Source organism: Microvirga antarctica, from assembly GCF_017921815.1.
Classification (GTDB): Bacteria; Pseudomonadota; Alphaproteobacteria; order Rhizobiales; family Beijerinckiaceae; genus Microvirga; species Microvirga antarctica.
Genome location: NZ_JAGEMM010000006.1, coordinates 98,890 through 114,528, shown reverse-complemented (window position 1 = coordinate 114,528; position 15,639 = coordinate 98,890). Strand labels below are relative to the sequence as shown.

Here is a 15,639-nt window from a genome sequence, read left to right as displayed (position 1 = left end):
GGCGCGGCAGAGGTCATGGATACGGCGCTCGCGCCGTTTCACAAAGGCCTTTTCGAGCCTGTGCTCATACGCCGGCGCGCTTTTCGGGCGCCCGGCGCACGGTTCGCGTCTCGATAGATGCTTCAGCGCAGGACGACCCGTCCCTCGACCTTGGGGGCGATCTTGCCGGCCTTCGACACGTAGTCGATGACCTGCGTGGCCATGAGCTGGCTTGCTGCGACATCGACGAGCTGCTTGCCGTCGATGAAGGCGCGGTAGCCGTCACCGCCGCGCGCCATGAAGTCATTGGTGGCAAGCTTGTAGGTCTTGGCCGGGTCGAGGGGTGCGCCATTGACCGTCACCGACTTCACTCGGCTGCCGACCGGCTCCTTGAGGTCGACCTCCACAACCAGGCCAGAGACCTGCGGGAAGCGGCCGCCCATTTCACGCACCTGACTGACGCCGTTTTCGAGAGCGGCCTTCAGCTTGTCGCCGGGGAGCTCCATCAGAACGGTGGTATTGCCGAACGGCATCTCGGCCAGAATGTCGCGGCGCGTCAGTTTTTGGCCGGCCTGATATTGCTTGTCGGCGCGCAGGCCGCCCCCGTTCGTGATCGCCACATCGGCGCCGACGGATGCCCGCAAGGCGTCGGCCACGAGGTTGCCGATGGCAGCCTCGCCGCCGCGGACCGTCGCTCTCCGGCTGTCGAGCGGCGTCTCGGTCATGCCGATTTCGATGTCGAGTTCCTTCGACAGCTTGTCCTCGTAACCCTTGATCACCGCCTCGATCTCGGGATCAGCCTTCACGGTCGCGCTGTCGACGATGCGGAAATTCGGCGTCCAGGTGACCGTGGTCTTGCCATCTTTCTCGGCCTTCATCACGGACAGCTCGATGACCGTGATGTAGTTCGCCTGCGACTCTGATTCCGTCAGCGCGACCTTGCCGTCATAGAAAGCAAGCAGGTGCTCGTCGTGACCGCTGATGATCAGATCGGCGCCGGACGAACGGGTGAGGATCATGTCGACATCGAGGGGCGTGTGGGTGACGGCGACAACGAGATCCGCGCCGGCTGCGCGCAACTCCTTCACCTTGTCGCGAGCGGCAGCGATGGTGGGGCCGAATTTGATGCTGCCGGGGCTCGACATGATCGGCGTGTCTTCCGTCGTCAGCCCGAAGAACGCGACCTTGATGCCCTGCACGTCGACGACCTTGTCGGCCTTCGTATTGGCCGGCCGCGCATTGCCGTCGAGAATGTTGGAGGTCAGAACATCGAACTTCGCCTCGGCCATACGCGCCCGGAACGCATCGGGGCCGAGATCGAATTCATGATTGCCGGGGGTCATGGCATCGACCCCCATGTGGTTGAGGATGTCGATGATATGCGCGCCCTTGTCGAAGCCCGACAGGAGCGAGGGCGAGATGGTGTCGCCCGCATGCACGAAGAACGTGTTGCCCTTGGCGCGCTCTTCCTTGATGACGGTCGCGAGCTTGGCAAACCCGCCGCGGCCCTTCTCGGGGCTCATCCGGTCGATATCGTTGGTCTGGACAAACCGGATCGTGACCGCCTGCTGCGCCAGTGCCGCACCCGACACGACGAGCGAGAGACCGAGGAGGCCGGCGCGAAGGGCGGCAAGAGGGCGGCTTGGGCGCATGATCGGAGATCCTTGGCTAGGGTTCGGTTGACGGTTCATCGGTGGAAATGAGAGCGCTATCGTGTCACACAAGCCCGAGCCTGTCGACGGCCCCGAACCGGCCCGCGACGCCCGAGCGAGGCCATCGGATGGCTTGCGCACCTCCGCCGATTTCCCTGCCCTTCGGACACGACCGCATGATGACACCCCCCTGCCCGCCGACGCCCGGTCCCGTGGGCAAAGCCCTGGCGGACTTTCTCGCCGCAAGCGCCAAAGGAACCTGGCAGGAACTCCCGTTCTTCCGTAACGGCAGTGCCGGGACGGTGGCCGAAAGGGTCGATGCGATCGTGGCGGCCGGGGGCGAGGTTCTGCCGCCACCCGAATCGGTGTTTCGCGCACTCACGCTCACGCCCATGGACCGGGTTAAGGTGGTCATTCTTGGGCAGGATCCCTATCCGACTCCGGGGGACGCCCACGGATTGGCGTTCTCGTATCGCGGCCGCCGCCGCCTGCCGGCTTCGCTCCGCGTCATCCTCGCGGAAATGGCCGAGGATCTGAAGGTGCCGATGCCGCGCAGCGGTGACCTGAGCGGCTGGGCCGAACAGGGCGTCCTGTTGCTGAACTCCGCCCTGACCGTTCAGGCCGGGCAGGCAGGCAGCCATCTGCGATTCGGCTGGGCCGCCCTGGTCGACCAGGCGGTCGCGGCGGTATCTGCCAGGCAGCCTGCCGTAGTGTTTCTCCTGTGGGGAGCGGCCGCCCGACAGCGAGCGGCGCTCGTGGATGCAACCAGGCACCTGATCGTCGAATCGGGGCATCCGTCCCCCCTCAATCGCCTGCGCGACTTCAAGGGAACGCGCCCGTTCAGCCGGGCCAACCTCTGGCTCGAGCAGCACGGCCAGGCTCCTATCGACTGGTGTCTGTCGTGATAAGGACGCCTCCGTTTCGCCTCCATTAACCATGATGCGTTAGGCAGGGGACCACCTGAGGGGCGTTCGCCCCGTGAATCCTCCTGCCCTGGGATCGACGCATGACACTTCGCCTTGGCCTTCGATGTCTTCTGGTCGGATCGTTGACCGGGTTTGCCGTGCCGGCCTTTGCCCATCCGCACGTCTGGGTGATCGCACGGGCCGAGATGGTCTACGAGACCGATGGCAAGATTGCGGGAATCCGCCATGCCTGGACCTTCGACAAGAGCTACTCGGCCTATGTGACCCAGGGGCTGGACAAGAACGGGGACGGCAAGTTGTCGCCCGAGGAACTGCAGGATCTGGCCAAGGAGAACACTGAATCGCTCGCGGAATTCGGATATTTCACGGTGCTGAAGGCCAACGGCAAGAAGCTGGAATTCGGCTCGCCGCGTGACCCCCGCATGATCTATGAGACCGACGAGGTCGTGTTGTCGTTCTTCCTGCCGCTGAGCGCGCCCTCGGCGGCCCGCACGACGGCGCTCGAGATCTACGATCCGACCTTTTTCGTCTCGTTCAGCCTCGCAGACGGTGAGGATGCCGTCACGCTCGCAAGCGCGCCGAAGGGCTGCGCGACGAGCATCGCGCGCCCGAAACCGCTCGAGGCGACGCAGCAGAAGAACATGTCCGAGGCGTTTTTCGAGACGCTGACGGCAGCGTCCAACTTCGGCACGCAATTCGCTAACAAGGCGATCATCGCATGTCCCTGAACGCCGGTTCCGCCGTTCTTGCCCCTGCCGCGCGTGTTGGGACCTGGCAGCGCCTCCTGCTCTGTGCCGCTGCGGTCGCCATCGTTGGCACGGCCATCGCATTGCTGGTCTGGATAGCAGCGCCCCAGGCTGCGGCTCCGACCCGCAATCCGTTTGGCATGGGATTGCGCGAGGCGGCGCCCGGCGGCGAACTGGGTGCCTATCTTCTGGCGATCCAGAGCGGATTCTACCGCAGCCTGCAGGACGCGCTCTCGGCCGCGAAGGAACACGGCACGGCGCTCTGGTCCCTGCTGGGAATCGGTTTCGCCTATGGGGTGTTCCACGCAGCAGGCCCCGGGCACGGCAAGGGCGTCATCGCGGCCTACCTGGTGGCCGATGAGCGCGCACTGGCCAAGGGCTTCGGATTGAGCCTTGCGGCAGCCATCGTTCAGGCTCTCGTTGCAATCCTGCTGGTCAGCGTCGTCGCCCTCGTTTTTCGCGCCACCGCCGCCACCATGAACCTCGTGACGGTTCGTGTGGAGTTGCTGAGTTTCGTGGTCGTGGCCCTGCTCGGTGCGATGCTCACCTGGCGCAAGAGCGGCAAGGTCATGGGCACCCTCGCCCTCGCCCGCGACCCGCTGGCCACAATCCCCGAGGCCGATTGCGATCACGTGCACATGCCACCGCCAGATGTGCTCGACCGCATGACACGGTGGCGCGACATGGCAGGCGTGGCGCTTGCGGCCGGCATTCGTCCCTGCGCGGGCGCGCTCGTCATTCTGGTTTTTGCCCTTTCGCAGGGCCTTTTTGCGGCCGGTGTTGCGGCCACCTTCGCGATGGCGCTCGGCACCGCGCTCACCACCGGCGTGATCGCGGCGCTGGCGGTCTTTGCCAAGGCCCTCGCCCTGCGCCTCGCGGGCGGTCGCGGGGCCGCGGGCGCCGTGGCGGTGGCAGGCCTGGAGCTGCTTGCCGCCGCTTTCGTGCTGGTGCTGGGCGCAAGTCTCCTGCTCGGCTTGTGGAGCGCCGGGCCGGCGAGCTGAGCCTAGAGGCCCATGACCTCGCCCTCCCCCCGGGGATCGTGGCTGGCCTCGACACGGCCGTTGCGCGCGTGCTTCACGATCATGCCCGCTCCCGGCAGGGCCGCTTCTCCTGCGGCAACGTCCTCGACCTGATGCCCGAGACGGGACAGGCCGCGCATGAAGCTCGTATCGAACCCCTCTTCCACCCGCAGCACGGTCTCGCTGTCATCCCTGCGGGCAAGCCACCACCGTGGCGCCGCGAGGGTGTCCGCAGGACCTGCCGCGAGATCCGCATAGCGTGACAGGATCTGCCCCTGGGTCTGTGCGCCAACCACGCCGTAGGTCAAAACCCGATGGTCGGCGAACACGGCAAGGGCCGGATTGAGGCTGTGGGGCGGCTTGCGCCCGGGCACAAGCGGGTTCAGGCGCGATGGATCGAGGGAGAACGCCCGCCCGCGATTATGCCAGTGAATGCCGGTCCTGGGCAGGACGATCCCCGATCCGAACGAGCCGTCGACGGATTGCGCGAACGACACCGCAAGCCCGTCCTTGTCGATGCAGCCGATCCAGATGCCATCGCCCTCCGTGCCTGTGGGCAGAGCGGATGTCCCGGCCCGGCTGCGGTCGATCTGCAAGGCTTCGTGCTCGGGCAATCCTCCGGCCAGGAGATCGGCGAGATCCGCCTCCATCTCGCGGGGATCGGTGATGCGGCGATCGGCCAGCACGAGCGCCCGACGCGTCGCCTCGATCAGACCGTGATGGGCGAGGACCGATTCGCTGCTGCCCACGCCGAGGCGATCGGCAATGGTGAGCGCCATCAGGGAGGCAAATCCCACGCTCGGGGCCGGCAGGTTGTAGAGCGTCGCGCCCTGCAGCCCGACGGTGAGCGGCTCCACGCTACGGGCGCGGTAGGTCTCGAGATCCCGGCGGCCGATGGGCGAGTCGATGCGTTCGAGATCGAGGGCGATTTCGCGGCCCACGTCACCCCGATAGAAATCGGCCAATCCCGCATGCGACAACCGCTCGAGCGTGTCCGCCAGCCGGGGAAGCAGCCGGCGGTCGCCGGCAACCGCGGGCTTGCCGTCCTGCAGGAAGGTGCGGGCGAATGACGGATCGGCGATGAGGGTGGGCGAAAGCTTCAGGCGGCCCTCGGAGGGGACGACGTCGTAGCCGTCCCGGGCCAGTGCGACGGCGTCGGTCAGCAGCATGTCGAGGGGCATCTGACCGCCGAGGGCGCGTGACAGTTCGAGCGCGAGGGACCACCCGGCGACGACCCCAGCCACGGTGACGGTTGCATCAGCGCCCTGGGTGGGAACCGCCTCATATTCGCGCTGCCGGTAGCGGGCGATCGTGGCCAGCGCTCCGGCAGGACCGACGGCCTCGATGCCATGAACGCGGCCGCGCGGCTCCCGGACGAGGAAGAAGCCGTCGCCCCCCAGACCGTTGAGATGGGGCAGCACGACCGCGCAGGTCGCCGCCATCGCGACCACGGCCTCGATCGCATTGCCGCCAGAGGCCAGAATCGCCTGGCCGATCGCGCTGGCACGAGGATGGGGAGCAGCGACCGCCGCGGTGGAAAAGACTGGGGTTTCTGGCATCGGGCGACCCTAGGGGAGAATCGCGGAACTTGCACGTCGGGGGGCGATTGAGGTAGTGCCTCAACCCTTGAGCATCGTCCGCGAGGCCGAACCGGTGTGACCCGTTGCACCACGCCCGGCGACCGCGCGCATGGAGGACACGACCTTGGCAGAGCCGAAACGCACCAACTGGCGCAACCTGATCACCATCGTCAGCATCATGATCCTGGTGGCCACGGAAGTCTTTGGCGTGGCGCTTGCGGGCGGATGGGCGATTGCCGGACTGTTCGAGCTCGGCAGCACGGTCGGATATATCCTGATGGGGCTGTTCAGCCTCATGGCGGCCTATGTGATGACCATCGTCTGGCAGCTGTGCACGAAGGTCGAGCCGATCACCCAGCGCGCCTAAGGCACCGGGCAATTCGTCATCACCACCGGGTCGGAATCCGCCGGTATGTAGGCGTCCATCGTGCGGCATTGTCCCGCGATGCAGATCCGCCAATCGGACGTGGCGCCTGAGCGCCGCAGGACGATGTCGCGTTGCGGCGGCAGGCTGGGATGCCAGCGCCAGATGCCGCCGACCCGCTCGGCCTCAGGCGGCGGCTCCATCCCGGCTCCTGAGCCCTCGATGCGGGCCTCCACCAGTTCGAGCCCGGCCGGTCCCGACCGCCAGTCCTCCTCCCACTGGGTTTTCTCGACCGAATGCGTCCAGGCGAGCGTGATGGCGGCGGCCATGAGGGGCGCGAGCTTGGTCCCGGCCAGCAGACAGATCACCGGCTCGCCACGACGCTTTCGGCCTGCCGCGTCCGCCAGATGTGAAAGACCGCAAACCCGATGGCGAGGACGAACCCGACCTCGTCGGTGACGGGAACCGCCAGCACCAGCAACCCAGCGGCCGCTGCGGCCCAGATCCGCTCCCACCAGGCAAGCGGGGCGCGGAAATAGCCGACCGCCGCGACGCCCCAGAGGCCCAGCGCCACGCAGGCCTTCACCACCACGTAGACCACCGCGAACCAGTAGCCCGCGCCCTGCAGGCCGGCGACCGGCTGGAGCATCAGGGCCGGATCGTAGACCGCCATGTAGGGCACGATGAATCCCGGCAGCGCGATCTTGATCGCCTGAACGCCGATCTTCATGCCCGACACCTTTGCCATGGGGGCTGCCGCAAAGGCCGCCAGCGCCACGGGCGGCGTGAGATCGGCCATGATGCCGAAATAGAACACGAACATGTGCGAGACGATGAGCGGCACATCGAGATTGAGCAGGATCGGCGCCGCGAGCGACGAGGTGATGATGTAGTTGGGGATCGTCGGGATGCCCATGCCGAGGATCAGGCTGAAGATCATCGTGAGAACCAGCGCCAGGAACATGTTGTCCTTGCCGATGGAGATCATCCAGGTGCCCACGATCGTGCCGAGTCCGGTCAGCGTCATGGTGCCGATGACGATGCCGACAACCGCGCAGGCCAGACCCACCGGGAGAGCCTGCCGGGCACCGTCCGCCATGGCATCGACGCAGGATTGCAGGGTCACGCGGCCACGCCCGGAAAACGCGTTCCAGATTGCCAGGAACGCCACTACGGCAACAACCAGGGAGACGCTCGAGGCCAGCGAATAGGCCGAGACCAGCGCCAGGCCGATCCAGAACGCGACCCGCAGGGCCGGCACCGCGAGGCCCGCCACGATGGCAAGACCCATGATCAGCGCGACCGTCAGCGACAGGCCGACGGCACCGGCGAAAAGGGGCGTGTACCCGGCAAACAGCAGATAGACGAGGACGCCAAGCGGCGTGATGAGGAACCAGTTCTTCTTGATTTCGGTCCAGGCATTCGGAAGCTGGTCGCGCGGCAGGCCCTTCAGCCCGCGCTTGCCCGCCTCGAGGTGCACGGCGAGGTAGCAGGCGGCGAAATACAGGACGGCCGGAATGATCGCCGCCTCGACGATTTTCGCGTAGGGAACGTCGATGGTCTCGGCCATGATGAACGCCACGGCGCCCATGACCGGCGGCATGATCTGGCCGCCCATCGAGGAGGTGGCCTCGACGCCGCCGGCGAAGGCGGACGGAAAGCCGAAGCGCTTCATCAGCGGAATGGTGAATTGCCCGGACGCCACCACGTTGGCGACCCCCGATCCCGACACGGTTCCCATCAGGGCCGAGGATGCGACGCAGACCTTGCCCGGGCCGCCCTGCTTGCTGCCGAAGGCCGCCATCGAGATATCGTTGAAGAAATCGATGACGCCCGCCTTCTCCATGAAGGCGCCGAACAGGATGAACAGGAAGATGTATGTGGCCGACACCAGGGTCGGCACCGCATAGATCCCTTCCGTGCCGAACGACATGTGTTCGATCACCTGCTCGAGCGTGTAACCGCGGTGGTCGAGCGGTGCGGGCAGCCAATGGCCCAGAATGCAATAGGCGAGGAACACCGTGGCGACGATCGGCAGCGCAATCCCCATCACCTGCCAGACGAGATAGATGAGGATCACGAGGGCTGCGATTCCCACCACCATATCGAGGGATGTCAGTTCGCCCGCGCGCACGACGAGGTCGTTGTAGAGCAGCCATTGATAGAGCCCGACCGCAAAGCCCGCGAGGCCGACGCCCCAGCCGAGGATCCGGGTCGTCGACGACTGGGCCCGGTGGTTGGCCACCATGGCGCCGGCCACGAGGCACAGGAATCCCACATGCAGCCCGCGCACGACCTGGCTCGGCAGGGAGCCGCCGAATTTCACGATCAGGCCGAAGGCCGCCGCGATGGCGATCCACGCCAGGGCGCCGTCGAGAATGGCCCGGCCGCGAAGGCTCTGGGCGACAAGCCACCCGGCCCAGAGCACCAGGGCAACGGCCACAAAATGATTGAGCGTGACGGCCGCGATGAACGGAGCGTCAAGGGGGATGCCGAACGAGGTCACGACCTGAAAGGTGGAAAACGACACGGCGATCCAGAACAGGATGCGCCCCGCCATTCCCTCGCCGAAGCTCTCGGGCAATCCGTGTTCCGGATTGATCGCCGCCGCCGGCGCTCCCATGGCGCTGACCTCAGATGAATTGACGCCCAGGTTCATGTCGCCCCCTCCCCATTTTTTCGCAGTCGTCGCAACTGAAAAGGCCGGAGCAGTTCACCCGCTCCGGCCTCGATGTCAAATCAGCACAAGGACTTAGGAACCCTGCTTCTTGACGCCCTTTTCATCGAAGTAACGCTGCGCGCCCGGATGCATCGGCACCGGCATGCCGACAAGCGCGCTCTCGAGCTTGATGTCCTTGGCGGCCGCATGGGCTGCGCCCAGATCCGGCAGGCTTTCATAGAGGGCTTTCGTCATCTGGTAGACCTTGTCGTCCGACATGCCCGAATGGGTCACCAGGTAATTGACGACGGCGGCCGCCGGGACGGCGGCGGTCTGGCCCTCATAGGTGTTGGCCGGGATCATCACCTTGACGTAAGGCGCCCCGACTTTGTCGACGATGGCGGCGGGAATCTCCACCACGACGATGGGGACGGAGCTTGCGAGATCGCGGATCGAGGAGACGCCGAGACCGGCCGATTGCAGGGTCGCGTCGAGCTGGCGGTTCTTCATCAGTTCGACCGATTCGCCGAAGGGCAGGTACTCGACCTTGCCGAGATCCTTGTAGGTGAGGCCAGCCCCCGCGAGGATGGCCCGGGCGTTCAGTTCCGTGCCGGATTTGGGCGCTCCCACGGAGATCCGCTTGCCCTTGAGGTCCGCCAGCGTCTTGATGCCGGAATCCTTCGAGGCGACGATCTGGATGTAATTCGGATAGATCGCCGTCATGCCGCGCAGCTTGTCGAGTTTGCCGCGGAAGCCCGCTTCCTCGTCGCCGGCCCAGCCGAGTGCGAGGCTGTCGCCGAGGGTGAAGCCGATTTCGCCCTTGCCCTGCTGCAGCAGGTTGAGATTTTCGACCGAAGCCTTGGTGGCCTGCACCGACGGCCGGCTGCCCGGGACTTTTTCGGAGAACACCTTCGAGATGGCCACGCCGAGCGGGTAATAGACCCCGGATGTGCCGCCGGTCAGGATGTTGATGAAGTCCTGCGCCTGGGCAGGCAGGCTTGCTCCCGCGAGGGCAAGAGCGGTCGCGGCGCCCAATAGGCTTCGTGTCAAACGGATGTGCATCAGTTAACTCCCTAGGATTGCGGCGGCTTTTTTGGGTGCGCCTGTGTGTGACGTCAGTTTGGCGGCTGACGCGGAATACTCAAGGGGCTAAGAGTGACTTAATCCTGCCACCTTGGTTGGTAGGGCTCGTTTCATCCTAGCGCAGATGACATCCACCATGTTCGATCGCCGTCAGTTTTTCCAGTTCGCTACCGCTACGGCAGGCCTTGCCGTGACCGGATTCTCCGGCGCGGCCATGGCCCAGCAGAGCCTGACGATGGGGCCGGCCACGCCATTTTCATACGAGGGCCTGAAGAAACAGGCCCGCGAGATGGCGGCACAACCGTATGTTCCCCCGGTCCGCCCATCCCCCGAGGTGCTGGACCAGATCGACTACGACGCGCACGGAAAGCTGAAGTTCAAGACCGATCTCGCGCTCTGGGCCAATGGGCCGAGCGAATTTCCGGTGACGTTCTTCCATCTCGGGCGCTATTTCCAGAAGCCGGTCCGGATGCATGTGACGGAAAAAGGCCAGGCGCGCGAGATTCTCTACGACAACGCCTATTTCGAGATGCCGGCGGATTCGCCGGCACGCAAACTGCCGGACAATTCCGGATTTGCCGGGTTCCGCTTCCAGGAGGCCCGCAACGGCAAGCTTGACTGGCGCAAGAACGATTGGGTGGCGTTTCTCGGCGCGTCGTATTTCCGCGCCATCGGCGAGCTCTACCAGTACGGCCTTTCGGCCCGGGGGCTTGCGGTGGATGTGGCGGTGTTCGGCAAGAACGAGGAATTCCCCGACTTCACGCACGTCTATTTCGACACGCCGGCGCCAGGCTCCGACACCGTCACGGTCTATGCGCTCCTCGACGGCCCGAGCGTGGCCGGCGTCTATCGCTTCGTGATGCAACGGGCGAAATCGGTGATCATGGCCATCGAGAGCACCATCTTCCTGCGTCAGGATGTGGCCCGGCTGGGGATTGCTCCGCTGACCTCGATGTACTGGTACTCGGAGAAATCCAAGGCGACCGCCGTCGATTGGCGCCCGGAAATCCATGATTCCGACGGCCTTGCCATGTGGACGGGCACGGGCGAACGGATCTGGCGGCCGCTCAACAACCCGCCGCGCATCATCACCTCGTCGTTCTCGGACACCAATCCGAAGGGGTTCGGGCTGCTGCAGCGCGACCGCAACTTCGACCACTACCTGGACGGGGTCTATTACGACCGTCGACCGTCGCTCTGGATCGAGCCCACGGGCAACTGGGAGCGCGGCGCCATTCAGCTGGTGGAAATCCCGACCGATGACGAGATCCACGACAATGTGGTGGCCATGTGGGTGCCGGCGGAGCCAGCTGTCGCCGGCAAGATGTTCGAATTCAAATATCGCATGTACTGGTCGGCCGAGGAGCCCTATCCGACGCCGCTCGCCCGCGTGGTGGCGACCCGCTTCGGCAATGGCGGACAGGCGGGCACGGCGCGTCCGAAGGGCGTGCGCAAATTCATGGTCGAGTTCATGGGAGAGCCGCTCACCCGCCTGCCCAAGGGGGTCATCCCGCAACCGGTCCTGACCGCCTCGCGCGGCACCTTCGCCAACATCCTCACCGAAGCGGTCCCTGACGACGTGCCCGGCCACTGGCGGACGCAGTTTGACCTGACGGCGGCCGGTCTCGATCCGGTCGAGTTGCGCTGCTACCTGCGGCAAGGGGATGAAATTCTCAGCGAAACCTGGCTCTACCAGTACCATCCGGTGGCCTGACAGGTTCCTATCGGGACGCCGCCAAGGGGTACGTATAAAATACTGTACTCCCCTAGAATTCAGCCCGGCGCGGGTGTATGACCGAGCCATGCCGCACAGCCATTCGCACCGTCATCACGCACACGCCCCGACGCAGGTGGTGGCGGGACGACCCACCTTCTCGCTGCTCCGCCTCTCCGCGCTTCAGCGCCTGGTCGGGTCGGCCGGCCTGCTCGCCTGCCTCTGGCTACTCGTTTTCGCCGTGATCGCATGAGCGGGACCGTGGCAGCATCGGCGATCGGCTTTGACGAGGTGACGTTGGGCTATGGCCGCCATCCGGCGGTCCATCACCTGAACGGTGAGATCGCCACCGGTAGCCTCACGGCCATCGTCGGGCCCAACGGGGCGGGCAAGTCCACGCTCCTGAAAGGGATCGTCGGCGCGCTTCGGCCGCTCGACGGTCATATCCGGCTCACGCTGCCGGCCCGCGCCTCGGTGGCCTACCTGCCGCAGGCGGCCGAAATCGACCGGACGTTCCCGCTGTCGGTTTACGATCTCGTGGCCATGGGCCTGTGGTCGCGCTCAGGCGCGCTGGGAGGAATCGGCAAGGGCGCGCGCTCGCGCATCGAGGAGGCCCTGTCGGCGGTGGGCCTGACCGGATTCGAGCGCCGCCCCATCGGCACGCTCTCGGGCGGCCAGATGCAGCGGACGTTGTTTGCCCGCCTGCTGCTGCAGGATTCGCCCATCATCCTGCTCGACGAACCCTTCACGGCGATCGACGCCAAGACGACGGCCGACCTGCTCGATCTGGTGCGACGCTGGCATGCGGAGGCGCGCACCGTCGTGGCCGTGCTGCACGATATCGACACGGTCAAGCGGGTGTTTCCGCAGACGCTGCTCATTGCCCGCGAACCGGTTGCCTGGGGCGCAACCGCCGAGGTGCTCAGCGCCGCAAACCTCTTGCGCGCCCGCCAGATGGTAGAGGCTTACGATCCGCATGCCGCCGCCTGTGACCGGAGCGCCGCATGACCCGCACCTCACCCTTCGTCGCGCGGCCTTGAGATGATCGATTACCTGGTCGGTCCGTTCTCGGAATTCGCCTTCATGCAACGCGCCCTCGTCGGCGTGATCGCCATCGCGCTCGGCGGTGGGCCGATTGGCGTGTTTCTGATGCTGCGTCGGATGAGTCTGACCGGGGACGCCATGGCCCATGCCATCCTGCCCGGTGCCGCGGTCGGGTATCTCTTCGCGGGCCTTTCGCTATCGGCCATGACCATCGGCGGCCTCGCCGCCGGCGTGATCGTCGCGGTGGCGGCCGGCCTCGTCTCGCGTTTCACCGCCCTGAAGGAAGATGCCTCGCTGGCGGCCTTCTACCTCCTGTCGCTCGCGCTGGGCGTCACCATCGTGTCGCTGCGCGGCTCCAACGTGGACCTGCTCCACGTGCTGTTCGGCACCGTGCTGGCGCTCGACGACAACACCCTGCTGCTGCTGGCCTCCATCTCCACCATCACCGTGATGGCGCTCGCGATCCTCTATCGGCCGCTCGTCCTCGAATGTGTCGATCCGGTTTTCCTGCGCTCCGTCAGCCGCGCCGGAACGCCGACGCACCTGACCTTTCTGGGTTTGGTGGTGCTCAATCTGGTCGGCGGGTTCCACGCGCTCGGGACCCTGCTGGCGGTCGGCATGATGATGCTGCCCGCGGCTGCCTCGCGGTTCTGGGCCGCGGACATCACCGCGATGATGATCGTCTCGATTCTGATCGGGATGCTCTCGGGGCTGGGCGGCCTGCTGCTCTCCTTTCACCTGGAATTGCCGGCCGGTCCGGCGATCATTTTGACGGCCGGCATCGTCTACGTGCTGTCGCTCCTTGCCGGCCGCGAGGGCGGCCTGTTGTGGCTGCTGTGGCCGGGCCGTCATCTCGAAGCCTGACACCAAGGGAGATCGACCATGAATGTGACGCGAAAGACCGTCCTGGCCTTGCTGGCAGGCGGGTTGATGGCGGGCCTCGCCACCACGGCCTCCGCACAGGCTCCGGCCAGGCTCAAGGTCGTCGCGACCTTCTCGATTCTCGGGGATATGGTGGCCAATGTGGGCGGCGACCGGGTCGCGGTGACGACGCTTGTGGGACCCGACGGGGACGCACATGTCTATTCGCCGAGCCCCGCGGATGCACGCCGTCTCAGCGAGGCCAAAATCGTCTTCACCAACGGCCTGAAGTTCGAAGGCTGGATCGAGCGGCTCGTCAAATCCTCCGGCACCAAGGCCGCGACCGTCGAGGCCGCCCGCGCCGTCACGCCGCTCTCCGGTGAGGATGACCACGCTCACGGCCATTCCCATGCGTCCACCGACCCGCATGCCTGGCAGGATGTGGCGAATGCCAAGCTTTATGTGGCGGCGATCCGCGACGGCCTCGTGGCGGCCGATGCCGACGGGCGGGCGGCCTACGAGGCGAACGCCACGGCCTATCTGGCAAAACTCGATGCGCTCGACGCCGATATCCGGGCGCTGGTGTCAGCCATCCCGAAAGACCGGCGTCGCATCATCACGTCCCACGATGCGTTCCGCTATTTCGAGGCCGCCTATGGCGTGGCGATGATCGCCCCTCAAGGAGTCTCGACCGACGCCGAGGCCTCGGCCCGGGACGTGGCCAAAATCATCCAGCAGATCAAGCGCGAGACGATCAAGGCGATCTTCGTCGAGAACGTGTCGGATCCGCGTCTCATGCAACGCATCGCCAGCGAAACAGGGGCGTCCATCGGGGAGCGCGTCTACTCCGATGCGCTGTCCGTCCCCACGGGTCCGGCCGGGACTTACATTGACATGATGAGACACAATATAAGGGCGTTCAGCGCGGCCCTGTCGAGCTGAGACGGTCTTTGCCGTCTCAGCTCGACCGGAGACGGCTCCCGCAAACAGGTTTTGGATTTTCCCGATGTCCGACAAGATCCCCATCACGGTTCTCACCGGCTATCTCGGCGCCGGCAAGACGACGCTTCTCAACCGCATCCTGACCGAGCCGCACGGCAAGAAATATGCCGTGATCGTCAACGAATTCGGCGAAATCGGCATCGATAACGAACTGGTCGTCGGCGCCGACGAGGAAGTGTTCGAGATGAACAACGGCTGCATCTGCTGCACCGTGCGCGGCGACCTCATCCGCATTCTCGACGGCCTGATGAAGCGCAAGGGCAAGTTCGACGCCATCATCGTCGAGACCACCGGTCTCGCCGATCCCGCACCCGTCGCCCAGACCTTCTTCATGGATCAGGACGTCTCGGACGCGGCCCGTCTCGACGCGGTCGTCACGGTCGCGGACGCCAAATGGCTGTCCGAGCGGCTGAAGGATGCGCCCGAAGCCAAAAGCCAGATCGCCTTTGCGGACGTGATCATTCTTAACAAGATCGATCTGGTGTCGCCCGCGGAGCTGGAAGAGGTCGAGGGCCGCATTCGCGCCATCAACCCCTATGCCAAGCTTCATCGCACCCAGAACTGCGCCGTGCCGATCAGCGAAGTGCTTGATCGCAATGCCTTCGATCTCGACCGCATTCTCGACATCGAACCCGATTTTCTCGAGCAGGGCCATCATCACCACCACGACGAAGAGATGCAGTCGATCTCCGTCAAAATCGACGGTGAAGTCGACCCCGAGCGTTTCATGCCGTGGATTTCGAACCTGACCCAGGTCGAGGGCGCGAACATCCTGCGCTGCAAGGGCATCGTGGCGTTTCCCGGCGAACCGAAGCGCTTCGTCTTCCAGGGCGTCCACATGATCCTCGACGGCGACGTGCAGGGCGACTGGAAACCTGGCCAGAAGCGCACCTCCAAGGTCGTCTTCATCGGCCGCGATCTCAACGAAAAGGCGATCCGCGAGGAGTTCCTCGCCTGCGCGGTCTGACGACAGGCGAGCGTGCGAGAATGCCGTCGGTGACGGCGCCTGG

At 65.5% G+C, this 15,639-nt stretch carries 14 protein-coding genes; 9 read left to right on the top strand and 5 right to left on the bottom strand.

Annotation, left to right across the window (positions count from 1 at the left end):
• Window positions 1-122 precede the first annotated feature (122 nt).
• A complete protein-coding gene (locus tag J4G32_RS17090; protein ID WP_210496726.1) occupies window positions 123-1,631 on the bottom strand; it encodes a bifunctional metallophosphatase/5'-nucleotidase in 1,509 nt (502 codons plus the stop codon).
• 176 nt (window positions 1,632-1,807) lie between these two features.
• Here J4G32_RS17090 and ung point away from each other — a divergent pair, with 176 nt between their 5' ends.
• The 3 genes from ung to J4G32_RS17075 all read left to right on the top strand — a co-directional run bounded on the left by ung (window position 1,808) and on the right by J4G32_RS17075 (window position 4,304).
• Window positions 1,808-2,536, top strand: coding sequence for a uracil-DNA glycosylase (gene ung, locus J4G32_RS17085; RefSeq protein ID WP_246505193.1), 729 nt, complete (start codon window positions 1,808-1,810; stop codon window positions 2,534-2,536).
• Window positions 2,537-2,637: 101 nt separating this feature from the next.
• Window positions 2,638-3,285: a DUF1007 family protein gene (locus tag J4G32_RS17080; RefSeq protein ID WP_210496725.1), complete on the top strand. Its 648-nt coding sequence runs from the start codon at window positions 2,638-2,640 to the stop codon at window positions 3,283-3,285.
• Window positions 3,276-4,304 carry a nickel/cobalt transporter gene (locus tag J4G32_RS17075; RefSeq protein WP_210496724.1) on the top strand — a complete coding sequence of 343 codons (1,029 nt, stop codon included), beginning with the start codon at window positions 3,276-3,278 and terminating at the stop codon, window positions 4,302-4,304. The genes J4G32_RS17080 and J4G32_RS17075 overlap by 10 nt, the downstream gene beginning before the upstream one ends.
• A gap of 2 nt (window positions 4,305-4,306) precedes the next feature.
• On the opposite strand, the gene J4G32_RS17070 is transcribed toward J4G32_RS17075, so the two are convergent.
• The gene (locus J4G32_RS17070; RefSeq protein ID WP_210496723.1) at window positions 4,307-5,881 is read right to left on the bottom strand and encodes a gamma-glutamyltransferase family protein; all 1,575 of its coding nucleotides are present in this window, start codon (window positions 5,879-5,881) and stop codon (window positions 4,307-4,309) included.
• A gap of 145 nt (window positions 5,882-6,026) precedes the next feature.
• Here J4G32_RS17070 and J4G32_RS17065 point away from each other — a divergent pair, with 145 nt between their 5' ends.
• Window positions 6,027-6,269: a hypothetical protein gene (locus J4G32_RS17065; protein ID WP_425515527.1), complete on the top strand. Its 243-nt coding sequence runs from the start codon at window positions 6,027-6,029 to the stop codon at window positions 6,267-6,269.
• On the opposite strand, the gene J4G32_RS17060 is transcribed toward J4G32_RS17065, so the two are convergent.
• From J4G32_RS17060 to J4G32_RS17050, 3 genes are all read right to left on the bottom strand, one after another.
• Window positions 6,266-6,634: a DUF1850 domain-containing protein gene (locus J4G32_RS17060; RefSeq protein WP_210496721.1), complete on the bottom strand. Its 369-nt coding sequence runs from the start codon at window positions 6,632-6,634 to the stop codon at window positions 6,266-6,268. The two genes, J4G32_RS17065 and J4G32_RS17060, sit on opposite strands and share 4 nt — an antisense overlap.
• Window positions 6,631-8,925, bottom strand: a complete 2,295-nt coding sequence (locus J4G32_RS17055) for a TRAP transporter permease (protein ID WP_210496720.1) — start codon at window positions 8,923-8,925, stop codon at window positions 6,631-6,633. The genes J4G32_RS17060 and J4G32_RS17055 overlap by 4 nt, the downstream gene beginning before the upstream one ends.
• Before the next feature lie 93 nt (window positions 8,926-9,018).
• On the bottom strand, window positions 9,019-9,987 hold the full coding sequence (locus J4G32_RS17050; protein ID WP_210496719.1) for a TAXI family TRAP transporter solute-binding subunit: 969 nt from the start codon (window positions 9,985-9,987) through the stop codon (window positions 9,019-9,021).
• 157 nt (window positions 9,988-10,144) lie between these two features.
• On the opposite strand from J4G32_RS17050, the gene J4G32_RS17045 reads away from it, so the two are divergent.
• The 5 genes from J4G32_RS17045 (at window position 10,145) to J4G32_RS17025 (ending at window position 15,596) form a co-directional block, all read left to right on the top strand.
• Window positions 10,145-11,722, top strand: a complete 1,578-nt coding sequence (locus J4G32_RS17045) for an OpgD/OpgG family glucan biosynthesis protein (protein ID WP_210496718.1) — start codon at window positions 10,145-10,147, stop codon at window positions 11,720-11,722.
• A gap of 249 nt (window positions 11,723-11,971) precedes the next feature.
• On the top strand, window positions 11,972-12,730 hold the full coding sequence (gene aztA, locus J4G32_RS17040; RefSeq protein ID WP_210496717.1) for a zinc ABC transporter ATP-binding protein AztA: 759 nt from the start codon (window positions 11,972-11,974) through the stop codon (window positions 12,728-12,730).
• Window positions 12,731-12,763: 33 nt separating this feature from the next.
• Window positions 12,764-13,630: a metal ABC transporter permease gene (locus J4G32_RS17035; RefSeq protein WP_210496716.1), complete on the top strand. Its 867-nt coding sequence runs from the start codon at window positions 12,764-12,766 to the stop codon at window positions 13,628-13,630.
• Between the two features lie 18 nt (window positions 13,631-13,648).
• The gene (locus J4G32_RS17030) at window positions 13,649-14,569 is read left to right on the top strand and encodes a metal ABC transporter substrate-binding protein (RefSeq protein ID WP_210496715.1); all 921 of its coding nucleotides are present in this window, start codon (window positions 13,649-13,651) and stop codon (window positions 14,567-14,569) included.
• A 64-nt stretch (window positions 14,570-14,633) separates the two neighbouring features.
• The gene (locus J4G32_RS17025; protein WP_210496714.1) at window positions 14,634-15,596 is read left to right on the top strand and encodes a CobW family GTP-binding protein; all 963 of its coding nucleotides are present in this window, start codon (window positions 14,634-14,636) and stop codon (window positions 15,594-15,596) included.
• Window positions 15,597-15,639 lie beyond the last annotated feature (43 nt).

Coding starts and splice junctions, on each gene's coding strand:
- J4G32_RS17025 (WP_210496714.1), top strand. CDS start 14,634: ATGTCCGACAAGATCCCCATCACGGTTCTCACCGGCTATCTCGGCGCC.
- J4G32_RS17090 (WP_210496726.1), bottom strand. CDS start 1,631: ATGCGCCCAAGCCGCCCTCTTGCCGCCCTTCGCGCCGGCCTCCTCGGT.
- aztA (WP_210496717.1), top strand. CDS start 11,972: ATGAGCGGGACCGTGGCAGCATCGGCGATCGGCTTTGACGAGGTGACG.
- J4G32_RS17075 (WP_210496724.1), top strand. CDS start 3,276: ATGTCCCTGAACGCCGGTTCCGCCGTTCTTGCCCCTGCCGCGCGTGTT.
- J4G32_RS17055 (WP_210496720.1), bottom strand. CDS start 8,925: ATGAACCTGGGCGTCAATTCATCTGAGGTCAGCGCCATGGGAGCGCCG.
- ung (WP_246505193.1), top strand. CDS start 1,808: ATGATGACACCCCCCTGCCCGCCGACGCCCGGTCCCGTGGGCAAAGCC.
- J4G32_RS17045 (WP_210496718.1), top strand. CDS start 10,145: ATGTTCGATCGCCGTCAGTTTTTCCAGTTCGCTACCGCTACGGCAGGC.
- J4G32_RS17070 (WP_210496723.1), bottom strand. CDS start 5,881: ATGCCAGAAACCCCAGTCTTTTCCACCGCGGCGGTCGCTGCTCCCCAT.
- J4G32_RS17050 (WP_210496719.1), bottom strand. CDS start 9,987: ATGCACATCCGTTTGACACGAAGCCTATTGGGCGCCGCGACCGCTCTT.
- J4G32_RS17080 (WP_210496725.1), top strand. CDS start 2,638: ATGACACTTCGCCTTGGCCTTCGATGTCTTCTGGTCGGATCGTTGACC.
- J4G32_RS17030 (WP_210496715.1), top strand. CDS start 13,649: ATGAATGTGACGCGAAAGACCGTCCTGGCCTTGCTGGCAGGCGGGTTG.
- J4G32_RS17035 (WP_210496716.1), top strand. CDS start 12,764: ATGATCGATTACCTGGTCGGTCCGTTCTCGGAATTCGCCTTCATGCAA.